The sequence below is a fragment of the Tsukamurella sp. NPDC003166 genome (genome assembly GCF_040611135.1).
Lineage (GTDB): Bacteria > Actinomycetota > Actinomycetes > Mycobacteriales > Mycobacteriaceae > Tsukamurella.
The window spans coordinates 132459-154796 of record NZ_JBEXNL010000004.1 but is presented as its reverse complement, the minus strand read 5'-3'; the positions used below and the strand labels follow the sequence as shown (position 1 = coordinate 154796).

Below are 22338 nucleotides of genomic sequence, written 5' to 3'. Positions count from 1 at the left end.
CTACTGCGCCGCCCACGCCTCGGTGATCGCCCGGGCGATGGAGATGGAGTTGGGCAGCAGGAGCGGCGCATCGGGGGCGTCGGTGCTCCAGTCCCCCGCTGCCAGCGCCTCCCGGACCTCGAGCCGGCTGAACCACCGCGCCTCGGCGATCTCGCCGTCACGGAAGTCGAGCTCCGCATCCCGCGAGGCACGGGCCGTGAAGCCCAGCATCAGCGACCGCGGGAAGGGCCAGGGCTGGCTCGCGACGTAGGTGATCTCGTCCACCGCGATCCCCGCCTCCTCGTGCAGCTCGCGCGCGACGCACTGCTCCAGCGACTCCCCCGGCTCCACGAACCCCGCGAACAACGAGAACAACCGCTCGGGCCACTGGTGCTGCCGGCCCAGCAGCACGTGGTCGCCGCCGTCGTGGACCAGCGTGATCATCGCGCCGTCGGTGCGCGGGAACTCCTCGCGCCCGTCGGCGGTGGTGCGCACCCAGCCCGCCTTCCCGGGGACGGTCGGCGCACCGTCGACCGGCGAGAACCCGGCGGTAGCATGCCAATTGAGGATGCCGAGGGCCTCGCCGAGCAGCGCGGAATCGACCGGGGACAGCAGGTGGCCGCGCATCCGGAGGTCGGCACCGTCGAAGACGTCGACGCGCAGCGCGAAGACGGGCGCACCGTCGACCCGGCCCAGCAGCACCGCGTCCGCCGGGCGCGACGACGCGACCTCGTGGCCGCGGGCGAAGACGAGGGCGGTGCCGTCGAGGTCGAAGCGGCCGCGCGGGTCGATGCGCAGCACCTTCGCGGTCGCCCAGACGGCGTCGAGCGCGGATTCGTCGGCGCGCAGGTCGTCGGCGCGGTCGACGTGGAAACGCGACAGGAGCGGGGGCACGGTCAGACTGAGCTTCGCCACACTCATCATCGTAGGCTGACGGCATGATCGAACCGTTCGTGGACGCCGCCTGGGTGCGGGCCAACCCCGGCGTGATCCTGGCCGACACCCGGTGCTACCTCGACGGGCGCTCCACCCGCGAGGCGTACGACGCCGGACACCTCCCGGGCGCGGTCTACGTCGACCTCGACGGATACCTCGCCGCGCCCGCGTCCCCGGAGGCAGGCCGGCACCCGCTCCCGACACCGGAGGCCTTCGCCGCCGGGCTCTCCGCAGCCGGCATCGGCGACGGCGCGACCGTCGTGGCCTACGACGACGACGGTGGCGTCATGGCGGCGCGACTCGTCTGGTTGCTCCGGTCGCTCGGCGAGGACGCCGCCCTGCTCGACGGTCCGCTCGGCCCCCTCGACGACACCGGCACCGTCGTGCCCGCCCCCGCGACCTTCACGCCCCGGCCCTGGCCGACGGACCGTCTGGCGACGATCGACGAGACCTCCGCGGGCGCCGTCCCCGTCATCGACGCGCGCCCCGCGGACCGGTTCCGCGGCGAGAACGAGACCGTCGACCCGCGCGCCGGGCACATCCCCGGGGCCGTCAGCGTGCCGTGCCGGGACAACGTGTCCGACGGCGCGCTGCTCCCCGTCCCGGAGCTCCGGGCCCGGTTCGAGGCCGCGGGCCTGCGCGCCGGGGAGGACTTCGTCGCCTACTGCGGCTCCGGCGTGACCGCGTGCCACAACCTGCTCACCGCCGAACACGCCGGCTTCGACGGCGGCCGCCTCTACCCCGGTAGCTGGTCGCAGTACGCGGGCACCGACCGTCCGGCCGCGACGGGCGCGTAGCTCAGTTCGGTACCTTCGCGTCCGCGTTCCGGACGAACAACAGGCGATCGCCCGCCTCGACCACGGCGACGGCGGGCGAGTCGACGCGGTAGAGGTGCCCCTTGCGGACCACGCCCAACACGATGTTCGGCAGGTGCCGCGGCGAGCGGCCCACCTCGACGCGCGTGACCTCGCGCTCGGCGATGTTGAAGCCGTCGCCGGGCGAGAGGAGGTCCTCGATCATCTCCACCACCGACGGGGTGGTGGTCGCCATGCCCAGCAGGCGACCGGCGGTCTCCGAGGAGACGACCACCGAGTCGGCACCGGACTGGCGCAGCAGGTGCGTGTTCTCGGACTCGCGGATCGACGCGACGATCTTGGCGCGCGGCGCGAGCTCGCGGGCGGTCAGCGTGACCATCACCGCGGCGTCGTCGCGGTTGGCGCCGATGATGATCGACGCGGCGCGGGGCGCGCCCGCAAGCCGCAGCACGTCGGCCTTGGTGGCGTCGCCACGGACCGTCACGAGCCCGTCGATCTCGGCGACCTCGAGGGCGGCCTGATCGGTGTCGACGACGACGATCTTGCCCGGCTCCATGCCGTCGTTGATCATCGCGCTCACCGCGGTCCGGCCCTTCGTGCCGTAGCCCACGACGATCGTGTGGTTGTGCACAGCAGCCCTCCAGCGTTGGATTTTGAACGCCTGGCGGGACCGCTCCGTGAGGACCTGGAGCGTGGTGCCGACCAAGACGATGAGGAAGAGGATGCGCAGTGGGGTGATCAGCAGGACGTTGATCAGGCGCGCGGATTGGGTGATCGGGGTGATGTCGCCGTAGCCCGTGGTCGAGAGCGACACCGTCGCGTAGTACAGGCAGTCGAGGAAGGTCATTCGGGTGCGGCCGTCGATGCCGGCCTCGATGGCCGAGTCGCGGTACCCGTCGCGCTCGATGTAGACGATCAGCACGGCGAGGAACAGCGCGGCCAGGGCCACCAGCATGCGGGCGCCGATCGCGCGCCACGGGCTGGCATCACCGGCGGGGATGCGCAGGACGCTGACGAGCGCGTGGTCGGGCAGATCCGTCAGCTCGGATTTGCTCCGGCGCCGGAACTTACTGCGTGCAGTCATACCTGTCCTGGACGATCCTTCGCACGAACGCTGGTCACTACCTGTCCGGTCTAGCACGTCCCCGGAGCCGACGTGCAATCTGCCACAATCTTGAGATGGTGTCCACAGACCGTCCCGCCCGCCGCACCGACAAGGCCGCGAAGGGCATGGCCCTCTCCCTGGCCGGGATGGGTGTCGCGCATTTCGTCGCGCCGAAGCCCTTCGATTCGATCGTTCCGCCCAACCTGCCCTTCCGGCTCACGCCCCGCCGGGCCACTAGGCTCTCCGGCGTCGCGGAGCTGACCACGGCGGCGCTGCTCGCGGCGCCGAAGACGCGCCGGCTCGGCGGTGTGGCGGCCACCGCCCTGTTCGCCGCGGTGTTCCCGGCGAACGTGTACATGGCACAGCAGTGGTCCGATAAGCCGCTGCCGCTCAAGCTGGGCGCCTACGCCCGGCTCCCCCTCCAGCTTCCGATGGTCGTCACCGCCGTCCGGATCGCGCGGGACACCGGCGAGTCCGCCTGATCGTCAGCGCTCCCCCGCGCTCGTGATCAGGTCCGCGAGGCCGGCATGGTCCAGCAGGTCCGACGGTGCCACCGTCTCGCCGGAGCGCACGTAGAAGAACGCCGCCCGCACGTCGTCGACGGGCACGTCCCGCAGCCGTGCCCAGGCCAGACGGTACGCCGCCAGCTGCACGGCGGCCGCCCGCTCGTCGCCGGGCTCGGTGGGCCGGACGCCCGTCTTCCAGTCAACGACGGTGAACCCGCCCCCCGGGTCGCGGAAGACCGCGTCCATCCGGCCGCGGACGACGGTGCCGGCCGCGGCGATCTCGAACGGCACCTCGATGTCGACGGGGGTGCGCGCCGCCCACTCGCTCTCCTCGAACCGCCGCTGCAGCAGGGCGAGGTTCTCGTCCGCGCCCGCGTCGCCGTCGGCGGCGCCGGGCAGCTCGTCGAGGTCGAGCAGCCGCGACGCACCGTACCGCCGCTCGAGCCACGCGTGGAACGCGGTGCCGCGGCGCGCGTACGGATTCGGCTTGAAGGGCACCGGGCGCCGCAGCCGGCTCGCGAACGTGGCCGGGCTGCGCCGCAGCTCGACGAGCTGGCTCACCGACACCTCCCGCGGCACCGCGACCTTGAGCTCCGCCTCCGCTTGTCGCGTCCGCTCGGCCAGGAGCGCGGTGACCTCGGCGGCCCAGCCGTACGGGTCGTCCTCGTCGGGTCCGGAACCGTCGGGCTCGGGTTCTGCGGGCGCCTGCGTGAGCGCCGCCAGGACGCGCTCGGCCCCGGCATCGATCGCCGGACGGTGCGCCGCGAGGAAGTCGCGCGGCCACGGCGCCTGCACGGGTTCCGCCTCGAGCGGGTTGGGCGCGTCCTCGAGCGGCTCGCCGGCCCACTCCCGCACCGCATCCGGGGCGTGATCGCGGGCCGCGACGAGGAACCGCGACGGCGCCTTCGGCGTCTTGACGTCCTCACTCCAGTAGTGGCCGGACAGCAGGAGCACGGACTGGGTGCGCGTGACGGCGACGTAGAACAGCCGCTCGTCCTCGTGCATGTTCATGCCCTTGAGCGCCTTGCGATGCGCGTCGAGCGCGTCCTCGAGATCCTTGCGGTTGTTGCAGTCGGCGAGGTCCAGGCGCGGCACACCGTCTGCCTCACCCGGTTCGGCGACGTCGCCGCGCAGCGTCGGCTGCAGCTCGGCGGCGCTGGAGAGCCACGTGGGCATCGCGCGGCCCGACGGGAAGATTCCCTCCGACAGGTGCGGCACTGCGACGACGTCCCACTCCAGGCCCTTCGCCGAGTGCACGGTGAGCACCTGGACGCGGTCGGTGGCCACCTCCACATCGCCCGGCGTCAGGCCGCCCTCGACCCGTTCCGCGGCGGCGAGGAAGCCGAGCAGTCCGGGCAGCGTCGCGGTGGGGCGCTCGGCGTAGGAGACGACCACGTCGGCGAAGGCGTCGAGGTGCTCGCGGCCGGTGGCGCGGCCACCGAGCTGACGCGCGGCGCGGATCCGGGTCTCGATGCTCACGCCCAGCACCCGCTCGGCCTCGGCGACGACCTCCGGCAGCGGGTGACCCAGCCGCTCGCGGACGTGCCGGACCTCCCGGTCCAACGAGCGGATCTTCGCCAGCCCCGCCGGCGAGTAGTTCGCGTCGGGGCCGGGGTCGGCGATCGCGTCGCCGAGGCCGGCGGCGTCGAGGGATTCGGACGGCAGCGTCGCATCCAGCGCGGCGTCGAGCTGCTCAGGACTGGACACCGCGCCCGTGGCGGCGCGGCCCGTGGTGTGCGCGATGCGGCGCGCGCGGTCCCACAGCGCGCGCAGGTCGGCGGCGCCGAGTTGCCAGCGCGGCCCCGTGAGCAACCGCATGGCGGCCGTGCCGGCCAGCGGCTCGACCGCGAGCCGCAGCAGCGCCACCACGTCCTGCACCTCCGGAGTGTGCAGCAGACCACCGAGACCCACCACCTCGACCGGCACACCGCGCTCGCCGAGTGCGGCGGCGAGCCCGGCGGAGTCGGCGTTGCGGCGGACGAGCACGGCCACCGTCGGCGGCTCCTCTCCCGCCTCGATGCGGCCGCGCCACTGCGCCGCGATCGCGTCGGCGACCCAGTCCCGCTCGTCGATCACCGTGGGGTGCAGGGCGATCCGCAGGTCACCGGGCGGCGCGTCGGGCCGGGCCTTGAGCTCGGAAACGGGGACGCCGCGGCTGCGCAGATCCTCGGAGACCGCGTTCGCGAGGCTCAACGCACTCGTCGGGTTGCGCCAGCTGGTGAGCAACTCGCGGCGCGGCGCGGGCTCACCATCGCTCTGCGGAAAATCCGTCGCGAACCGGGGCAGGTTGGCGGCCGAGGCACCGCGCCAGCCGTAGATCGACTGGATCGGGTCGCCCACCGCCGTGACCGCGGCGGCCCCCGCTGCGCCGCCGAACAGCGACGCGAGCAGCATGCGCTGCGCGTGCCCCGTGTCCTGGTACTCGTCGAGCAGTACGGCCCCGAACCGGGCGCGCTCCAACCCCGCGACATCGGGATTCGCCAGTGCGAGCTGCGCCGCGAGCCCCATCTGGCTGCCGAAGTCCAGCACCTCCCGTGCCCGCATCTCGGCCGCGACGCCCCGCACGAGCGGGATCAGTCGCCGCCGCTGCTCCTGGATCTCCGCCGCCTTGAGCAGCGCGGCGTTCGGCGCGGCCTTCTGCCGCGGGCCGGGCGGCAACAGCCCGATGAGCCGCTCCAGCTCGTCGTCGTCGGCCTCCAGCTGATCGGGCGTGACGAGGTGATCGGCCAGCGCCCCGGACAGGCCCAGCACCGCCTCGGTGAGGTTCGTCGGATTCTTGTCGACCTCGAGCGCGCCGTCCCACCCGGTGACCACGTCGTACGCGATCTGCCACCGCTCGGTCTCCGAGACGAGCCGCACCGACGGCTCGACCGGGAGCAGCATGCCGTAGTCGCCGAGCAGCCGGCCCGCGTAGGCGTGGTACGTGCTGATCTCGGGTTCGACGGTGCGCAGCGACGCCCGGAGCTCGCCCGACGGGTCGATCCGGTCGACCACGCCCGCCCCCGCGAGCCGGGCGAGCCGCTTGCGCACCCGGATCATCAACTGCTGCGCGGCCTTCCGCGTGAACGTCAGCCCCAGCACCTGGTCGGGCGTGACATAGCGGTTGGCGATCAGCCACACCACCCGGCCGGCCATCGTCTCCGTTTTGCCCGCCCCGGCGCCCGCGACCACCAGGCACGGGCCGAGTGGCGCCTCGATGACCGCGCGCTGCTCCTCGGTAGGCGCGAACGCCTGGCCCAGCTCGTGCGCCAGGTCGACCGCGCAGATGAATGGCGAATGGGGGAACGCAGCGTTCTCACTAGTCATCGGTGACCGCCCTTCCCTTGTCCACCACCGGGCAGCACGACGCCACCGCGCAGTACTGGCACGAGGCGTTCAGCGTGGCCGGGAACACGGGGCCCCGGGTGCGGCGCGCGGCCTCCCGGATCACGCCGAGCCACTCGTCCACGTCCTCGGGTGCCAGCGCGTCCTGCTCGCGGACGGTGGCCCCCGTCTTGTTGTGCGACTTCGCCACGTACACCAGCCTGCCGCCGCCCGGGGTCTCCGGGACGCCGCCGATGCCGCCGTGCGCGAGCGCCACCTGATAGGTGCGCAGCTGGGCCTGCGCCTGCCCCTCGGCCTGCGTCGGCAGGGTGCGGCCGGTCTTCACGTCGACTACCACGGCCCGCCCGAGGGCGTCGCGCTCCAGCCGGTCGATCCGACCGCGGATGCGGACATCGGGGTCGTCCCCGCCCGCGGCGGCGTCTCCGGGAATCACCGCGTCGACGCCGATCTCCACCCCCGCCTCGGTGAGCTCACCGCGGCTCCCGGCCAACCACGCGCGGAAGGACTCCAGCATCTCCTCGGTGCGCGCCAGCTCCCGCTGCGCGAACCAGTCGGCCTCGAGATCCACCCGGTCCCAGACCTTCTCCAGTGAACGGGTGACCTCGTCCTTCGGGATCCGCCCGGCGACCGCCTGCACCAGGGTGTGCACCAGGTTGCCCGTCGCCTGCTTGGCCGAGTCCCCATCGCTCCCGCCGAACCGCTCGAGCATCCAGCGCAGCGCGCACGCCGACAGTGCCTCCACGTTCGACGGGGACAGCGCCACCGGCCCGTCGGCGGGCTGCCAGAGCGGATCGTCGGTGCTCGCGCCGGCGAGGCCGTACCAACTGTCGGGGTGGGCTCCGGGCACCCTGTCCGCCGCAAGGCGCGCCAGCTGCCGGGCGGCGTGCTCCCGCTCGGCCTCGCCGCGCTCGGGGTCGCAGACCGCGGTGCGCAGGACCGCGACCAGGGTCCGCAGGTCCAGAGAGGCCGACGGTGCGCTCTCCACCGCCGGGGTGTACGTCTCCGGGTCCTCGTCGCCCGACGGCGCGATGCCCTGCAGGAACCGCGAGGGCACCAGATCACCCTCGCCGTCCGCGGTGTCGACCGCCGTGATGAGCAGGACGCGCCGCGCCCGCGAGCACGCCACCAGCAGCAGGCGACGCTCCTCCGCGAGCATCGGCAGCGATCTCGACACCGTGGGCAGCGCCGACGGTTCCATGCCGTCGAGCGCGTCCAGGAGGTCGTCAGTACCGAGCAGCCCGCCGCGGCGGCGCAGGTTGGGCCAGCGCCCCTCCTGCACCCCGGCCACGGCCACCACGTCCCACTCGCGGCCCACGGCGCTGTGCGCGGACAGCAGCGTCACCCCCGGGACCGTGGCCTGCCCGCTGCGGCCCCGCGCGCGGTCGGACCGCGGGATCTGCAGTTGCTCCAGGTACTCCACGAAGGCGGCGACCGACGCGGTGGGCAGCGTGTCGGTGAAGTCCGCCGCCGAGTCGAACAAGCCCATCACCGCGTCGAGATCGCGGTCGGCCTGGTCGCCGAGGGTTCCGCCACGGAGAGCGAGCGCGCCCCACCGGGCCGCCAGACCGGTCGCGGCCCACGCGGCCCACAGCACCTCCTCGACGGTGCCGTGCTCGGCGGCAGCGCGAGCGGCACGGACCGCGGCGAGCACCCGCTCGACCGGCTCGGCCTCCAGTTCTGTCAGCACCGTGCGGTAGGGAGCGAACTCGGACGACTCGGTGAGCACCGCGGTCAGGATCTCGGCCGAGCCGCGTTCCTCCGCCGGATCCGCCCGGCGCACCGCTCGGCGCACCCGCCGCAACGTGAGCGGATCACCACCGCCCACGGGGCCCGCGAGCAGGGTGACCGCCTCGGCCGGGTCGATCCCCTCGGGGGCGACCGCCGCGCGCAGCACGAGCAGGAGCGCGTGCACGGCGCGCTGCCGCGCCAGCGGCACATCGTCGGCCGGGACGGTGACAGGAACGCCGGCGTACGCGAGCGCGCGCCGCAGCGGCGCGACCGACGCCGACACCGAGCGCACGACGATCGCCATGGCCTCCCACGGGACGCCGCCGAGAACGTGCTCGCGGCGCAGCATCGCGGCGACGGCGTCGGCCTCCTTCGCCGGAGTGGAGAACAGCCGCACCGCCGCCGATCCGGGCCGCGGCCGCTCGGGCGCGACAGCCCCGAACCGGTGCGGCAGCCGGGCCGAGACCCGGTTCACCGCGTTAGCCACCTCCTCCCCGAACCGGAAGCTGCGTTCGAGCAGCACATCCCGCTCCGGCGGGACCTCCATGCTCTGCAGGAACCGCGTGCTGGCGCCCCGGAAGGAATTCACCGCCTGGTCCGGATCGCCCGCGATCACCGTGAGCTCCGTTCCCGTGCCCAACAGCCGGATCAGCGCCGACGCCAGCGGATCGAGGTTCTGCGCGTCGTCGACCAGGAGGAACCGGATGCGCGCGCGCTGCTGTGCGAGCAGCGCATCGTCGGTGGCCAGGGCCGTGACCGCGGCATCGATGAGCTCCGCCGCATCCACCGCCGGGGCCACCGCCTGCGGCCCGGCGAGCCCTACGGAGCCGCGCAACAGCGTGGTCTCCTGGTACTCACGCAGCGCGTTCGCCGCCGCGAGCCACTCACCGCGGTTGAACCGCCGGGCGAGCGCCTCGATCTCGTCCGGCCCCGCACCGCGCTGGGCCGCCTGCGCGAACAGGTCGCGCAACGCGCCCGCGAAGCCGTTCGTGACGAGCGCGGGCCGCAGCCGCTCCGGCCAGAACGCGCCACCGTCGGCGAGGTTGCCGCGCAACAGCTCCCGGACCACGGCGTCCTGCTCCGAGCCGGTGATGAGCCGCGGCGGCGGGCCACCCGTAGTGGAGGCCTGCAGCCGCAGCACCGCGAAGGCCAGCGAGTGCACGGTGCGCACCAGCGGCTCGCCGGAGGCGTGCACGCCCTCGCTCCCCGCGAGCACGCGCGCGGAGAGCTCGCTGCGCAGCGCCCCGGCGGAGCGCTTGTTCCCGGCGAGCACAAGTACGGACTCGGGATCGACGAACGGGTCAGTGAGCTTGGCGACGGCGATGTCGATCAACGCGGCGGTCTTGCCCGTCCCCGGGCCCCCGCGGATCCGGTACGGCGCCCACCCGCCCATGTCCAGCGGCAGCGCGCCCGACGCCGGCGCGGCGAGCTCGGCGATCGGCCCCTCCCATTCGCGGACCGGGGGCGGCTCGGGAGCCGTGTACTGCAGCCGCAGGCGCGGCCGACGGTGCCTGCCCGCACCGTCAGCCCGGGAACCGTCCCCGCGGGAACCTCCCGCTCCACCGCCGACCATCGCGCACCCCCTTCCGCTGACGTCCGTCGATCACATCACAGCCCACCGACATGTCCGCGGCAGGGCAGAATCGGGGCATGCTCAACACCCACGTCTACGGCCCCGACTCCCCCGACGCCACGACGGTGCTCGCGATCCACGGTGTCACGGGCCACGGCGCCCGGTGGCGGCGGTTCGCCGACGACGAGCTGCCCGGGGCGCGGGTACTCGCCCCCGACCTCCGCGGCCACGCCCGGTCCACCTGGGCCCCGCCGTGGCATTTCGAACAGCACGTCGCCGACCTCGTCGCCGTGCTGGAGCGCCACGCCGTCACGGCCGCGAGCCCCGCCGTGGTGATCGGGCACTCGCTGGGCGGCGCTCTGGCCTGCCGGCTCGCGACGGCGCGGCCTGACCTGGTGCGCGCACTGCTGCTGCTCGATCCGGCGCAGCAACTGGAGCCGCGGATGTGCGAGACGATCGCCGGGCAGAGCATCGAATTCTTCGACTTCACCTCGCCCGAGGAGGCGAGGCAGGACAAGGTGTCCGGCGCCTGGGAGCGGGTACCGGCGGCGGTCTTGGACGACGAGATCGCCGAGCACCTGGTGCGCCGCGATTCGGGCCGCTGGGAGTGGAACATCGGGCTGCCGGCGCTGGTGGCGCTGTGGGGCGAGTTGGCGCGGCCCGCGGTCGGCGCACCGTCGGACGTCCCGACGGTGCTGCTGCGCGCCGAGCGCGCCCAGTACGTCAACGACGCGCAGCTCGCGGCGCTGCCGCACGCGGAGGTCGTGACGGTGCCGTCCGATCACATGGTGGCGCAGGAGGTCCCGCACCTGGCCGGCGAGTACGCCCGACGGTTGATCGGCTGACGTGATGGCGAAGGTGACCGAGGAGCAGGTGGAGGCCGTGCGGGCGCTGATCGTGGCGATCCCGCCGGGCAGGGTGCGCACGTACGGCGACATCGCCGACGAGCTGGAGCTGAGCTCGCCGCGGATCGTGGGCTGGGTGATGCGGACCGACGCGTCCGACCTGCCGTGGCACCGCGTCGTCCCCGCAAGCGGGCGCCCCGCCGAGCACATCCGCTCCCGTCAACTGGAGAACCTCCGCGCGGAGGGCGTCCTCGCAGACGGCGACCGGATCCCGTTGCGCCGCTATCGCGTCTGAGCGAGCTCGGCGGCCCCGGCCGCGAACCGCGCCACCAGCAGGTCGATCACCTCGGGCGCGAGTCCCAGCGGCGCCGCGACCGCGTCGGCACCCGTCTCCATCAACCGGGCGTGGAACAGGCCGTCCGCCAGCTGGTAGGCGGCGATCACGACGCGGGCCCCGGAGGTGCGGATCCGCGCGACGGTCTCCGCCACCGTCGGCTCGCCCGCCGCGAGGAAGCCGACGGGCACGTCCCGGCCCAGTCGCGCGCCGAGGTGGCCGGCCATGATCCGGACGTCGCCGCGGGCGCGCGCGTCGGAGGATCCGGTGGCGCCCAACACCACCCGATCGTCCGGCCGCAGCCCGGCACCGTCGAGCCTGCGGACCAGCGCGCCCACGAGAGCCGGATCCGGACCGAGCGGCGCGGTGACGACGGCACGGGCGTGGCCGCTGCGCGCGACGTGCCCGGGCACGTCGGTGTGCACGTGGTAGCCGGCGGCGAGGAAGGCGGGCACGAGCACCGTCGGGATGTCGGACTCACGCAGCAGGTCCGACGGTGACGGGCCCAGCACGTCGACGAAGGCGACGTCGAGCGGGCCGGTCCGGCCGGCGACGGCGGCCGCGAGCTCGCGGACCATCGCGACGCCGTGTGCCGAGCGCGTGCCGTGGGCGACGAGGATCCGTCGGACGGAGCCCGGCTCGCTCAGAGGAGCCACCGGGCGATCTCGGCGATGTGCTCCAGGCCCGGCAGCGCCGCGGCCTCCGAGCGCGGGTGCAGGGCGTGCACCGCGAGCCGGAAGATGAGGGCCCGCAACACCATCTGCGGCCACTCGGGCAGGTCGTTCCAGCGCATGAGCAGGCCATCGTCGGCGCCGCCCCAGGAGAGCCCGTCGACGGCGACGACCGCGGACGCCCAGGCGGCGGGGCGCCAGTAGGGCGTGAAATCGGTGATGCCGGGCGCCGCGGCGCCGGCGAACAGGACCGAGCTCGCGAGGGCGCCGTGCACCAGTTGGGGCTTCGACGAGGTGGGGGTGCGCAGCGCGGCGAGCTCGCCGACGAGTTCGACGGCGCGGGCGCGGTGCTCCACGGTCTCGTCGAGTGCGCCGAGCTTGCGCGCCATCGACAGCGGCTTGTCGTCCCATGCGGCGCGGTCGGCGAAACCGAAGTAGTCGACGTCGGTGTACGGCGCTACCGCGGGGGCGGAGAGGAACCGCGGCCGCTCGAGCTTCTCCGTCACCTCGTGCAGCCGGTTCGCCATCGAGATGATCTCGTCGTACCGAGGCTCGGGCGATCCCGCGATGAACGTGTCGGCGCGCCACGACGACACGACGTACCGGCCGTCGGTGGCGCGGAACGGACGCGCCAGGCGCATGCCGTCGACGTAGATGTCCTCGCGGACCTTGGCCGACCACGCGGCGCGGGCGTGATCGGCGATCAGCGAGAGCACGACCTCGCCGCAGCGCCAGCCGCCGTCCCACTCCGCCCCCAGGGCGATGGGTTCGGTCTCGTCCAGCCCGAAGGTGGAGAGGACGTGCGCGGGTGGTTCGACAGGGCTCACACCTGCGAATCTACCCGTGCGGCCGCGGCGACGGCGCTAGGCGCGGCCCGGTTCGACCAGCAGGATCGGGATCAGGCGGTCGGTCTTCTCCTGGTACTCGGCGTACGGCGGGTACGCGGCGACGCCCCGCGCCCACCACTCGTCGCGCTCGGCCCCGTGGATCTCACGCACCGGACCGGACACCACCGTACTGCCGTCCTGGACCTCGACCTCGTCGTTCGCGAGCAACGCCGAGTACCAGACGGGGTTGTCGGGGGCGCCGCCCTTCGACGCGAACGCGGCGTAGACGCCGTCGTGCTCGACCCGCATCAGCGGGCGGCGGTAGAGCTTGCCGGATTTGGGGCCGCGATAGGTGAAGACCACCACCGCCATCCCCGCGACCGCCACCGAGGCGGTGGTCCCGGTCTCGTCGATCTTCGCCAGCTGGTCAGCAACCCAGCCGGCCTTCTCCGTTGCGTAATCACCTTCGAGGGCCATGTCTCCACCCTAGAACGATCTTCGGGACAATGGAGGGCGTGCCAGACTCCCGTCCTGTCGTGACCGTCTCCGTCCAGTTCCCCGATCTCACGGCCGGTGAGTTCGACGGTGTCCGTGCCCGCCTCACGGCCGACCGACCGGATCGGCTCGTGGTGCCGCACGAGGCGCACCGGTGGTACGCGGCATCGTCGGACCCCGACACCGTACGGGGACTGGTCTCGGCGCTGCGTGCGGCGGTCGAGGGGCGCAGGCTGTCTTTCGACGACGAGGAGGCGCTCGACGACCTGAGCCAGGAGTACGCCGACTGGCTGGAGGAGTCGGCGGAGGTCGACGACGCCGATGCCGGGCCGATCATGAGCTTCTCCGTGCACCTGCCCGCGCTGGACCACGATGAGTTCGGCGCGCTCGCGCGGGCACTGCGCGCGGACCATCCGCGGCGGATCGTGCTCGGTGAGCAGCGCGGACTCAGCCACCACGAGCTCTCCGAGCGCGACCGGATCGCCGCCCGCGTCCCCGGGATCCGCGCTGCGCTGCGAGGCGAGCAGGTCGGCATCGTCGACGCGCTGCCGCTGCTCGCGCTCCTCAACGACTACGCCGGGTGGCTGTCCGCGAATCCGGCGGGGTGAGTCATGTCGATCGCGGCCACGATCAACGCGCCCAGCCGCTCGGGGATCGAGAACTGGGGCCAGTGCCCGGAGCCGATCCGCACCACCTCGCGGTCGGTGATCGCGGTGTACTCCCGGAAATGCCCACTCCACTGCGCGAGCTGCGCCTCGAGCGCGTCCTGATCCAGGCCGCCCATCAGCAGCGTGACCGGGATCCCGTGGCGCCGGTCATCACGGAGGGCGATCGGATCGTGCGGGATGCGCTCGGGCACTGCACCGGTCAGCGCCGCGGTCCGCGCCCGAACGGCGGGATCGAGGTCGTGGACGTCCTCGTCGTCGAAGAAGTCCCAGCCGGGGAACGGCACGACGCCGTCGACGACCTCGAACTCGTTGATCGGCGCACCGTCGGGCGGCGGGACGGTGTCGACGAGCACGACGCGCGCCACGCGGTCCGGGCGCGCGTCGGCGGCGCCCCACGCGGCGTTGCCACCGCCGGAGTGCCCTACCAGGACGACGGGCCCGTCGGCTGCGTCGACGGCCGCCGTCACCGAGGCGATCCAATCGGCGAGCCCCACCTCCGCCGCGCGGTCCGACGGTGCGCCGAGCCCGGGCGGGCGGAGCGGGACCGGACGATGCCCCGCGGCGACGATCGGCGGGAGGACCGCGTCCCAGCTCGCCGCATCCAACCACAGGCCCGGAATGAGGAAGACGTCCATGCCACCATCCTCCCAGCCCTGCGACTTCCCGTGAACGCCTTCCGCCGATGCGGCCCGGCGCTACCGTGGAGCCACCGACAAGTTAGAGGTGGTTCTCATGTATCCCGGAGCGTTCGCAGAGCTCACCCCCGGCAAGCCCGCGGCGATCGATGCCGCCACCGGCGACATCCTGACCTACGCCCGGCTCAACGACGAGTCCACCCGGCTGGCGCACCACCTCCGCGCACTCGGGCTGCGGCGCGGTGACACGATCGCGATCGTGGCGGGCAACGACCTGCGGATCTTCTGCGCCTACGTGGCGGCGATCCGCAGCGGCCTGTACGTGGCGGCGGTGAACTTCCACCTCACGCCCGGTGAGGTGAACTACATCCTCGAGGACTGCGAGGCGCAGGCTCTGTTCGCCGGAGCGGATGTGGCGGAAGCGATCTCACTGGCGCACGAGCTGCCCGCGCTCGCCGGCGCGGGGCACGCGATCGCGTGGGGCGGCGATATCGCCGGCTTCGCCGACTACGACGCGGTCCTCGCCGCGGCGGACGCGACACCGCTGACCGATCAGCCGCGCGGCACCGACATGCTCTACTCGTCGGGCACCACCGGGCGCCCGAAGGGGATCCGCATTCCACTTCCGGAGGGGCGGGTGGACGAGATCCCCGACGCTTACACCGCAATCTTCGCGCCCGCGTACGGCATGGACGCCGACACCGTCTACCTCTCGCCGGCGCCGCTGTACCACGCTGCGCCGCTACGGTTCTGCGGTGTGACGATGTCGGTCGGCGGCACGGTGATCATGATGCACCGGTTCGCCCCCGAGGAGGCCCTCGCGCTCATCGAGAAGTACCGCGTCACGCACAGCCAGTGGGTGCCGACCATGTTCGTGCGGATGCTCAAGCTGCCCGATGAGACGCGCGCGCGGTACGACGTGAGCAGCCTCCAGGTCGCGATCCATGCCGCCGCACCGTGTCCGGCGGAGGTGAAGCGAGCGATGATTCAGTGGTGGGGCCCCGTGATCCACGAGTACTACGCGTCCACCGAGGCCGCTGGCGCCACCTTCATCGGCCCGCAGGAGGCGCTGGAGCGCCCGGGTTCGGTCGGGAAGGCCGGGCTGGGCATCGCCCGGATCTGCGGGGACGACGGTGCCGTGCTCCCCGCCGGGGAGATCGGGACGATCTACTTCGAGCGCGAGTCGATGCCGTTCCAGTACCACAACGCCCCCGAGAAAACCCGCGCCGCACAGCATCCCGACCACGACAACTGGGCCACCACCGGCGACATCGGCTACCTCGACGAGGACGGGTACCTGTACCTCACCGACCGCAAGGACTTCATGATCATCACCGGCGGGGTGAACATCTACCCGCAGGAGTCGGAGAGCGCCCTGATCATGCACCCCGCCGTCGCCGACGTCGCGGTGATCGGTGTGCCGGACCCCGAGCTCGGCGAGACGGCCCTGGCGTGCGTGGAGCTCGCGCCGGGCGCGGCACCGTCGGACGAGCTGGCGCACGAACTGATCGCGTACGCGGGGCACGACGTCGCCCGCTACAAGCTGCCTCGCGCCGTGCGCTTCGTCGATTCGCTCCCCCGCACCCCGACCGGCAAACTGGTCAAAAGGTTGATCTCGCTCGATTGACCCCCGAACCGCCGATGGAAGCGGTGCGCCGCGGCGGGATCGGGCATAGATTGCGGCGTCATGGACCGAGAAGGCGTCGCGGTGGTTCCGGAGGCCGCGCCGGGTCCGGTGCGGCGGAAGCGCTCATCGGGGTTCGGCGCCTTGCGCAACCGGGACTTCCGAATCTACTTCGGGGGGCAGATCGCCTCCGCGAGCGGCACCTTCGTGCAGACCACGGCCGTCGCGTGGCTGGTCCTGCAGCTCACCGGGTCGGCGGCGGCGCTCGGCCTCGTCCTGGCCGTCGGCGGGGTGCCCGCGCTGCTGTTCGGGCCGTGGGGCGGCGTGATCGCCGACCGGTTCGATCTGCGTCGCCTGTTGATCTGTACACAGGCGGTGCAGCTGGTGCTCGCGGCCGCACTGTGGCTGCTGGGCGCCACCGGATCGGTCACCGTCGCAGCGGTCGTCGCGATCAGCGTGGCCGGCGGCGTCGTGCAGATCGTCGACTCGCCGGCACGCCAGGCCTTCGTCGCGCAGCTCGTCCCCCCGCAGGACCTGGCCAGCGCCGCCGGTGTGAACGGTGTCGTGATGAACACCGCCCGGGTGATCGGCCCAGCCCTCGCGGGAGTGCTCATCGCGACGGTGGGTACCACCGCGTGCTTCGCGGTCAACACCGTCTCCTACCTGGCTGTCCTCGTCGCCCTGGTGGTGATCCGGCCGAACGCCGTCGTCGCCCGGTCGGCGGGCGCCGGCGGCCTCCGCGAGGGCCTGGTCTACGTCGGCCGGCACCAGCAGCTGTGGCTGCCCTTGGCGATGATGGCCTGGTGGGGCTCCTCTCGTTCAACTTCCCGGTGATCCTGCCGGTGTTCGCGGAGAAGACCTTCCACGGCACGGGTGGCACCTACAGCCTCATGTCCGCGGTCTTGAGCGCGGGCTCCGTACTCGGGTCGCTCGCCGTCGGGAAGGTTCCGCATCCGCGGCGCCAATACCTCGTGGTCACCTCCCTCGCGTTCGGGATCGCGCTCGGCGCCACGGCCCTCGCCCCGACGGTGCCGATCGCCTGCGTTCTGCTCGTCGCGGCCGGCGCGGCGGGATTCTCCTTCGTCACGCTCGCGTCGGTGGCGCTCCAGTTGCACGCCGCGCCCGAGTTCCGCGGCCGGGTGATGGCGCTGTGGGTGTTCGTGTTCATCGGGACCACCCCGATCGGCAGCGTCGTGATGGGGTGGATCACGCAGGGCTGGGGCCCGCGCGGCGCACTGTGGGTCGGCGCCGTGGCGGCGATCGTCGCCGCAGGCGGGGCCTTCCTCATACGCACGCCGATCCGGACCGACGACGAGCTGGAAACACGGTTTCGCTGACGCGGCCGACGGCCGACGCTGCACGCCACCCGATGCCGTCCGCTGACCAGCCCGCCGACGAGGAACTCACGCCTCGTCGATGACCTGTCGCCCACCACGTCGGCGGTAGAAGACCCAGGCCGCACAGCAGCAGGCCACACCGACCACCGCCGCGATGACATAGGTCGGACCGTGGAAGGCGTTCGCGATGGACTCCCAGCGGCTGCCGACTGCGTAACCGGCGATGGCCAGCGCGGCGGTCCACGGGAGGCATCCGGCGAAGGTCAGGAGCCCGAACCGCGCCGGCGGCATGCCCGCGATGCCGGCGGGGAGGGAGATGAAGGTCCGGATGACCGGTAGCAGCCGGCCGACGAAGACCGACACCGCACCTCGACGCTGGAACCACGCCTGCGCCCGGTCCAGGTCCGACTCGTGCAGGCGCACGTAGCGACCCCAGCGCCGCACGGCGGGGCGTCCGCCTTCTCGTCCGATCCACCAGGCGAGGTAGCTCCCGGCGACGTTGCCGAGCGTGCCCGCCGCGATGATGGCGACGAGATCGAGGTGGGCGCCGGGCACGGCGCCGGCGGCGAGCGCGCCCGCCAGCAGCATCGTCACCTCGGACGGGACGGGGATGCAGGCCGATTCGGCGAACATGAGCGCGAAGACCGCGAGCAGGCCGAAGCTGACGATGAACTGTTGCATCGAGTGATCCTTCCTCTACGAACGGGATGCGACGTCGGCCGGTCGCTCGGTCGGCGCGGTGCTCATCGGTGCGTCCCCACCGTGCGACGGTGCGCCCCGCCCACCCGGCGGGCCTCGACCGAGGGTGCGGGAGCGAGCCAGCCTGCCGCGCGGTCGGGCAGGCGTCCGGCCACTCGCTCGGTGACGAACGCGATCAGGGTCGGCGCGAGCGCGACGACGAGGGCCGCCGTCGCCGCACCGACGAGCAGGCCCGCGCTGACATCGGTCAGCCAGTGCACGCCGAGGTAGAGCCGCGTCCACGCGACGAAGACGGTGACGACGAGCGCCGCGGCGACCGCCGCCGACCGTGCCGCAGGCCGCCCGACGGTGCCGACCAGTGCTATCGCGAGCAGCAGCGCGGCCGTCCCGGTGACGTGGCCGGACGGGTACGACAGGGTCGCCTCGTAGGCACTGAGCTGATCCGCGGCCGGCGGCCGGGGGCGGCCGACGATCAGCTTGATCACCTCCGCCACCGCCGCTGCCCCGGCGACCGCCGCGAGCACCATCGCGGCGCGCTGGACCCGGCGGTCGCGATACAGGAGGAATCCGGCGACGCACAGCGCCCACACCGGGACCAGGACCGGGCTGAAGAGTTCGGTCGACACCGAGACCACCGACGTGACGCCGGCGGAGCGGGACGGTTCGATGGCGTTCAGCACGGCGGAGTCGACGCGCGTCGGCCCCGACGCCACGATCAGTCCGGCCACCAGGACAACGGCGATCAGCACGGAGTAGACCAGTACCCATGCCCGCAGATTCCGATTCATGCCACCAGGGTGAACCGCACCCGCTTAGCGGAACCTTAAACCTGCGGCAGCGCGTGATCCGGGTGCTGCGTCCCGTTCGCAGCCGGCTGACCCTGACGGCCACCGCACTCGTGATCGTCGCCCTGCTCATCGCCGGCGCAGTGATGGTCCTCGTCCTGCACCGAGTACTGCTCGACTCCGCCGACAACACGAACACCGCACGCGCCAACGACATCGCATCGGCGCTCGCCGAGTCCGGCCCCGACGGCGTCGACGACGGCCTGCTCAGCCCGGGCCAGAACATCGACCTCATCCAGATCCTCGACAGTCGCGGCCGCGTCGTCCGGTCGAGCAGATCGCACCCCGGCGGCGCGCTCGGGGGCGTCGTGCCGGCAGGAGCGCGGACGGTGCTCGACGGTGCCACCGCCGCCCCCTCCGACGCCGAGTACCGGGCGACACGCGTCGGAGTGCGCACCGCCGCAGGCGACTTCACGGTCGAAGTGGGCACCGCCGAATCCGCGCTGAACCGGCTCGTGCTCCTCGTCGCGGGACTGTGCGCGGCGGTGTTCCCGGTCGTCGTGGCCGCGATGGCGTGGTTGACCCATGTCTTCGTCGGCCGTGCCCTCTCCCCCGTCGAGCGGATCAGATCCCAGGTGGCCGAGATCAGCGACGCGGATCTCGCCGAGCGCGTACCGGTTCCCGCGACCGGCGACGAGCTCGAGACCCTCGCGCGCACGATGAACGCGATGCTCGGACGCCTCGAAACCGCACAGACCACACAGCGGAGGTTCGTGGCCGACGCCTCCCACGAGCTCAACAGCCCCCTCACGTCGATCTTCGGACTGCTCGACCTCGCGGACCAGACCGGCGAGCCGATCGACGTCGACACCGTGCGGACGCTCCTCCTGCCCGAGGCGGACAGAATGCGCCGCCTCATCGCGGACCTGGGGCTGCTCGCCCGCGCCGACGAGAGCGGCGCCCCCGTGCAGCGCGTAGACGTCGATCTCGCGCGCACCGTCGCCGATGACGTGGAGCTGCTCCGGGCACTCGGACGGCTCACCGTCGACGCCACCGTCGTCCCCGCCGTCGTGCGCGGGGATCCCGGCCAGGTGGCGCGGGTCGTGCGCAACCTGACGGACAATGCGGCGCGGTACGCGAGGAGCTTCCTCTCGATCACCATGTCGACGCATGCCGGGACCGTCACCGTCGCGATCGTCGACGACGGGGCCGGGATACCGGAGGCGGAGCGGCACAGGATCTTCGAGCGATTCGTCCGACTCGACGCCGCTCGCTCGCGGTCGAGCGGCGGCTCGGGTCTCGGGCTCGCGATCGTCGCGGAGATCGTCCGGGCCCACGACGGCGCCTACGGAGTCGGCGTGGACGGGCAGGGCCGCACCAGGTTCTGGTTCACGCTCCCGACGACGTGATCCGATAGCCGACCCCGCGAACGGTCTCGATCGACCGGACGCCGAACGCCGCATCGACCCGCTTGCGCAGGTGATGGATGTAGACCTCGACGACGTTCTCGTCGCCGTCGTAGTTCACATCCCACACCGAGTCCAGGATCCGCACCTTCGACACCGCGGTGCCCGCGTTCCGCATCAGGAAGGCCAGCAGCGCGAACTCGCGCGGAGCGAGGTCGATCCGGGTGTCGCCGCGATGGACCGTGTGCGCCGCCGGGTCGAGCCGAAGGTCGCCCACCATCAACACAGCGGGCCGTGGCGGGGCCCCGCGCCTGGCCAGCGCGCGCAGGCGCGCGACCAGCACGGCGACCGAGAACGGCTTCATCAGGTAGTCGTCGGCGCCGAAGTCGAGCGCCTCCACCTGATCGACGTCGCCGTCCTTCGCGGTCAGCATCAACACCGGCGTCCAGACCTCGGCACGCCGCAGGTCCCGCACCACCTCGAAGCCGTTGCGTCCGGGCATCATGATGTCCAGCACGATCAGGTCGAAGTCACCCGCCAGTGCGGACTCGAAGCCCTGCTCGCCGTCGTGGGACACGGCGACGGCCCACCCCTGGGCGACGAGCGTGCGGCGCACGGTCTCCGCGATCGCGGGATCGTCGTCGACGACGAGAACTCTCACGCCGCCATCATCGTCCACTCGCGCGACCGGCGTGAACACGGTCTCCGATCAGCTCAGGCTGAGCGGCCGGAACGCGGGCCGGAACGTAGCCTCCCGCGCGACCGTTAGCGCAGGTCAGAACCTCACGGTCACCGGCATCAGTAGACGGGCAGCGACGGATCCACGGTGCGGGCATAGGCGTTGATGCCGCCCTGCAGGTGAACCGCGTCGCGGTAGCCGGCGCCCTTGACGGTCGCCAGGACCTCGGCGGAGCGGACGCCGGTCTTGCAGTACAGCACCAGCCTCTTGTCGGCCGAGACCTGCGCGAGGCCCTCACCGGACTCGAACGCGCCCTTGGGAACCAGCTTGGCACCGTCGAGGTGGACGATGTCCCACTCGACGGGCTCGCGCACGTCGATGAGCTCGAAATCGACGCCGGCGGTGCCCATCCCGGCCAGTTCGGCGGGGGTCACCGTGCTGCCGGCCGCGGCACGCTCGGCCTCGTCGGAGACGACGCCGCAGAACTCCTCGTAGTCGATGAGCTCGGTGATGGTCGGCGAAGCCGGGTCCTTGCGGATGCGAATCGTGCGGTAGCTCATCTCCAGCGCGTCGTAGACCATCAGCCGCCCCAGCAGCGATTCACCGATCCCGGTGATCAGCTTGACCGCCTCGGTGCCCATGATCGACCCGATGGACGCGCACAGAATTCCCAGCACCCCACCCTCGGCGCACGAGGGAACCATCCCGGGCGGCGGCGCCACCGGGTACAGGTCGCGGTAGTTCAGGCCCTGCTTCTCGCCGTTCGGGCCGTCGGGCGCGTCCTCCCAGAAGACCGACACCTGGCCCTCGAAGCGGAAGATCGAGCCCCACACGTAGGGTTTGTGCGCCAGCACCGCGGCATCGTTGACGAGGTAGCGGGTGGCGAAGTTGTCGGTGCCGTCGAGGATCAGGTCGTACTGCTCGAACAGCTCGACCGCGTTCTCCGGCTCGAGGCGCACCGGATGCAGGTTCACCTGCACGAGCGGGTTGATCTCGGCGATCGAGTCGCGGGCGCTCTCCCCCTTCGGGCGCCCCAGGTCGGAGACGCCGTGGATCACCTGGCGCTGCAGGTTCGACGCGTCCACTTCGTCGAACTCGACGATGCCGATGGTCCCGACCCCCGCCGCCGCGAGGTACAGCAGGGCGGGGCTGCCGAGGCCGCCGGCACCGATGAACAGCACCTTGGCGTTCTTGAGGCGCTTCTGCCCCTCGACGCCCATCTCGGGGATGATCAGGTGCCGGGAGTACCGCGCGACCTCGTCGCGGGTCAGGTCGGCGGCGGGCTCGACGAGCGGGGGCAGTACGGTCACCTCCTGCTCAACGACGGTGCGCCCGCCACCATTCCCGGAGAGCTCACGTCCCGGGCC

Annotated in this window: 21 protein-coding genes; 9 read left to right on the top strand and 12 right to left on the bottom strand. The window is 72.6% G+C overall.

Annotated elements, in window-relative coordinates; genetic code table 11:
• A complete protein-coding gene (gene nudC / locus ABZX10_RS06685; RefSeq protein ID WP_355536166.1) occupies positions 1-903 on the bottom strand; it encodes an NAD(+) diphosphatase in 903 nt (300 codons plus the stop codon).
• 14 nt (positions 904-917) lie between these two features.
• On the opposite strand from nudC, the gene ABZX10_RS06680 reads away from it, so the two are divergent.
• The gene (locus ABZX10_RS06680; RefSeq protein WP_355536163.1) at positions 918-1712 is read left to right on the top strand and encodes a sulfurtransferase; all 795 of its coding nucleotides are present in this window, start codon (positions 918-920) and stop codon (positions 1710-1712) included.
• 1 nt (position 1713) lies between these two features.
• On the opposite strand, the gene ABZX10_RS06675 is transcribed toward ABZX10_RS06680, so the two are convergent.
• On the bottom strand, positions 1714-2814 hold the full coding sequence (locus ABZX10_RS06675) for a potassium channel family protein (RefSeq protein ID WP_355536160.1): 1101 nt from the start codon (positions 2812-2814) through the stop codon (positions 1714-1716).
• Between the two features lie 95 nt (positions 2815-2909).
• On the opposite strand from ABZX10_RS06675, the gene ABZX10_RS06670 reads away from it, so the two are divergent.
• On the top strand, positions 2910-3317 hold the full coding sequence (locus tag ABZX10_RS06670; protein ID WP_355536157.1) for a hypothetical protein: 408 nt from the start codon (positions 2910-2912) through the stop codon (positions 3315-3317).
• Positions 3318-3320: 3 nt separating this feature from the next.
• Here ABZX10_RS06670 and ABZX10_RS06665 read toward each other — a convergent pair whose 3' ends face one another.
• A complete protein-coding gene (locus ABZX10_RS06665) occupies positions 3321-6647 on the bottom strand; it encodes a UvrD-helicase domain-containing protein (RefSeq protein ID WP_355536154.1) in 3327 nt (1108 codons plus the stop codon).
• Positions 6640-9966 (bottom strand): ATP-dependent DNA helicase, encoded by a 3327-nt coding sequence (locus ABZX10_RS06660; RefSeq protein ID WP_355536151.1) that lies wholly within the window; start codon positions 9964-9966, stop codon positions 6640-6642. The genes ABZX10_RS06665 and ABZX10_RS06660 overlap by 8 nt, the downstream gene beginning before the upstream one ends.
• Before the next feature lie 77 nt (positions 9967-10043).
• On the opposite strand from ABZX10_RS06660, the gene ABZX10_RS06655 reads away from it, so the two are divergent.
• Complete coding sequence (locus ABZX10_RS06655; protein ID WP_355536148.1) at positions 10044-10811, top strand: alpha/beta hydrolase; 768 nt, start codon at positions 10044-10046, stop codon at positions 10809-10811.
• Positions 10812-10815: 4 nt separating this feature from the next.
• Complete coding sequence (locus ABZX10_RS06650; RefSeq protein WP_355536145.1) at positions 10816-11106, top strand: MGMT family protein; 291 nt, start codon at positions 10816-10818, stop codon at positions 11104-11106.
• On the opposite strand, the gene ABZX10_RS06645 is transcribed toward ABZX10_RS06650, so the two are convergent.
• Genes ABZX10_RS06645 through ABZX10_RS06635 form a run of 3 tightly spaced genes read right to left on the bottom strand, consistent with a single transcriptional unit; the run spans position 11094 to position 13120 of the window.
• Complete coding sequence (locus ABZX10_RS06645; protein ID WP_355536142.1) at positions 11094-11801, bottom strand: CbiX/SirB N-terminal domain-containing protein; 708 nt, start codon at positions 11799-11801, stop codon at positions 11094-11096. The genes ABZX10_RS06650 and ABZX10_RS06645 overlap by 13 nt on opposite strands.
• Positions 11789-12643 carry a TIGR02569 family protein gene (locus tag ABZX10_RS06640; RefSeq protein ID WP_355536139.1) on the bottom strand — a complete coding sequence of 285 codons (855 nt, stop codon included), beginning with the start codon at positions 12641-12643 and terminating at the stop codon, positions 11789-11791. Before ABZX10_RS06640 ends, ABZX10_RS06645 begins: the two co-directional genes overlap by 13 nt.
• 36 nt (positions 12644-12679) lie before the next feature.
• A complete protein-coding gene (locus tag ABZX10_RS06635) occupies positions 12680-13120 on the bottom strand; it encodes a nitroreductase/quinone reductase family protein (RefSeq protein WP_355536136.1) in 441 nt (146 codons plus the stop codon).
• A 59-nt stretch (positions 13121-13179) separates the two neighbouring features.
• Between ABZX10_RS06635 and ABZX10_RS06630 the strand changes: the two genes are divergently transcribed.
• Positions 13180-13746 (top strand): hypothetical protein, encoded by a 567-nt coding sequence (locus ABZX10_RS06630; protein WP_355536133.1) that lies wholly within the window; start codon positions 13180-13182, stop codon positions 13744-13746.
• Here the strand turns inward: ABZX10_RS06630 and ABZX10_RS06625 are convergent.
• Positions 13710-14441 carry an alpha/beta hydrolase gene (locus ABZX10_RS06625; protein WP_355536130.1) on the bottom strand — a complete coding sequence of 244 codons (732 nt, stop codon included), beginning with the start codon at positions 14439-14441 and terminating at the stop codon, positions 13710-13712. The genes ABZX10_RS06630 and ABZX10_RS06625 overlap by 37 nt on opposite strands.
• 97 nt (positions 14442-14538) lie before the next feature.
• On the opposite strand from ABZX10_RS06625, the gene ABZX10_RS06620 reads away from it, so the two are divergent.
• From ABZX10_RS06620 to ABZX10_RS06610, 3 genes are read left to right on the top strand one after another with little or no spacing between them, the layout of a single operon-like run.
• Positions 14539-16068 carry an acyl-CoA synthetase gene (locus tag ABZX10_RS06620; RefSeq protein ID WP_355536127.1) on the top strand — a complete coding sequence of 510 codons (1530 nt, stop codon included), beginning with the start codon at positions 14539-14541 and terminating at the stop codon, positions 16066-16068.
• Positions 16069-16128: 60 nt separating this feature from the next.
• On the top strand, positions 16129-16899 hold the full coding sequence (locus ABZX10_RS06615) for an MFS transporter (RefSeq protein ID WP_355536124.1): 771 nt from the start codon (positions 16129-16131) through the stop codon (positions 16897-16899).
• Positions 16869-17402 carry an MFS transporter gene (locus ABZX10_RS06610; RefSeq protein ID WP_355536121.1) on the top strand — a complete coding sequence of 178 codons (534 nt, stop codon included), beginning with the start codon at positions 16869-16871 and terminating at the stop codon, positions 17400-17402. Before ABZX10_RS06615 ends, ABZX10_RS06610 begins: the two co-directional genes overlap by 31 nt.
• Positions 17403-17468: 66 nt before the next feature.
• On the opposite strand, the gene ABZX10_RS06605 is transcribed toward ABZX10_RS06610, so the two are convergent.
• Together ABZX10_RS06605 and ABZX10_RS06600 are read right to left on the bottom strand one after the other, a co-directional pair.
• Positions 17469-18083, bottom strand: coding sequence for a DedA family protein (locus ABZX10_RS06605; protein ID WP_355536118.1), 615 nt, complete (start codon positions 18081-18083; stop codon positions 17469-17471).
• 62 nt (positions 18084-18145) lie between these two features.
• A complete protein-coding gene (locus ABZX10_RS06600; protein ID WP_355536115.1) occupies positions 18146-18889 on the bottom strand; it encodes a phosphatase PAP2 family protein in 744 nt (247 codons plus the stop codon).
• Between the two features lie 62 nt (positions 18890-18951).
• On the opposite strand from ABZX10_RS06600, the gene ABZX10_RS06595 reads away from it, so the two are divergent.
• A complete protein-coding gene (locus ABZX10_RS06595) occupies positions 18952-20295 on the top strand; it encodes an ATP-binding protein (RefSeq protein WP_355536112.1) in 1344 nt (447 codons plus the stop codon).
• On the opposite strand, the gene ABZX10_RS06590 is transcribed toward ABZX10_RS06595, so the two are convergent.
• Positions 20276-20953, bottom strand: a complete 678-nt coding sequence (locus ABZX10_RS06590) for a response regulator transcription factor (RefSeq protein ID WP_355536109.1) — start codon at positions 20951-20953, stop codon at positions 20276-20278. The two genes, ABZX10_RS06595 and ABZX10_RS06590, sit on opposite strands and share 20 nt — an antisense overlap.
• 137 nt (positions 20954-21090) lie before the next feature.
• Complete coding sequence (gene moeZ / locus ABZX10_RS06585; RefSeq protein WP_355536665.1) at positions 21091-22272, bottom strand: adenylyltransferase/sulfurtransferase MoeZ; 1182 nt, start codon at positions 22270-22272, stop codon at positions 21091-21093.
• Between the last annotated feature and the right edge of the window lie 66 nt (positions 22273-22338).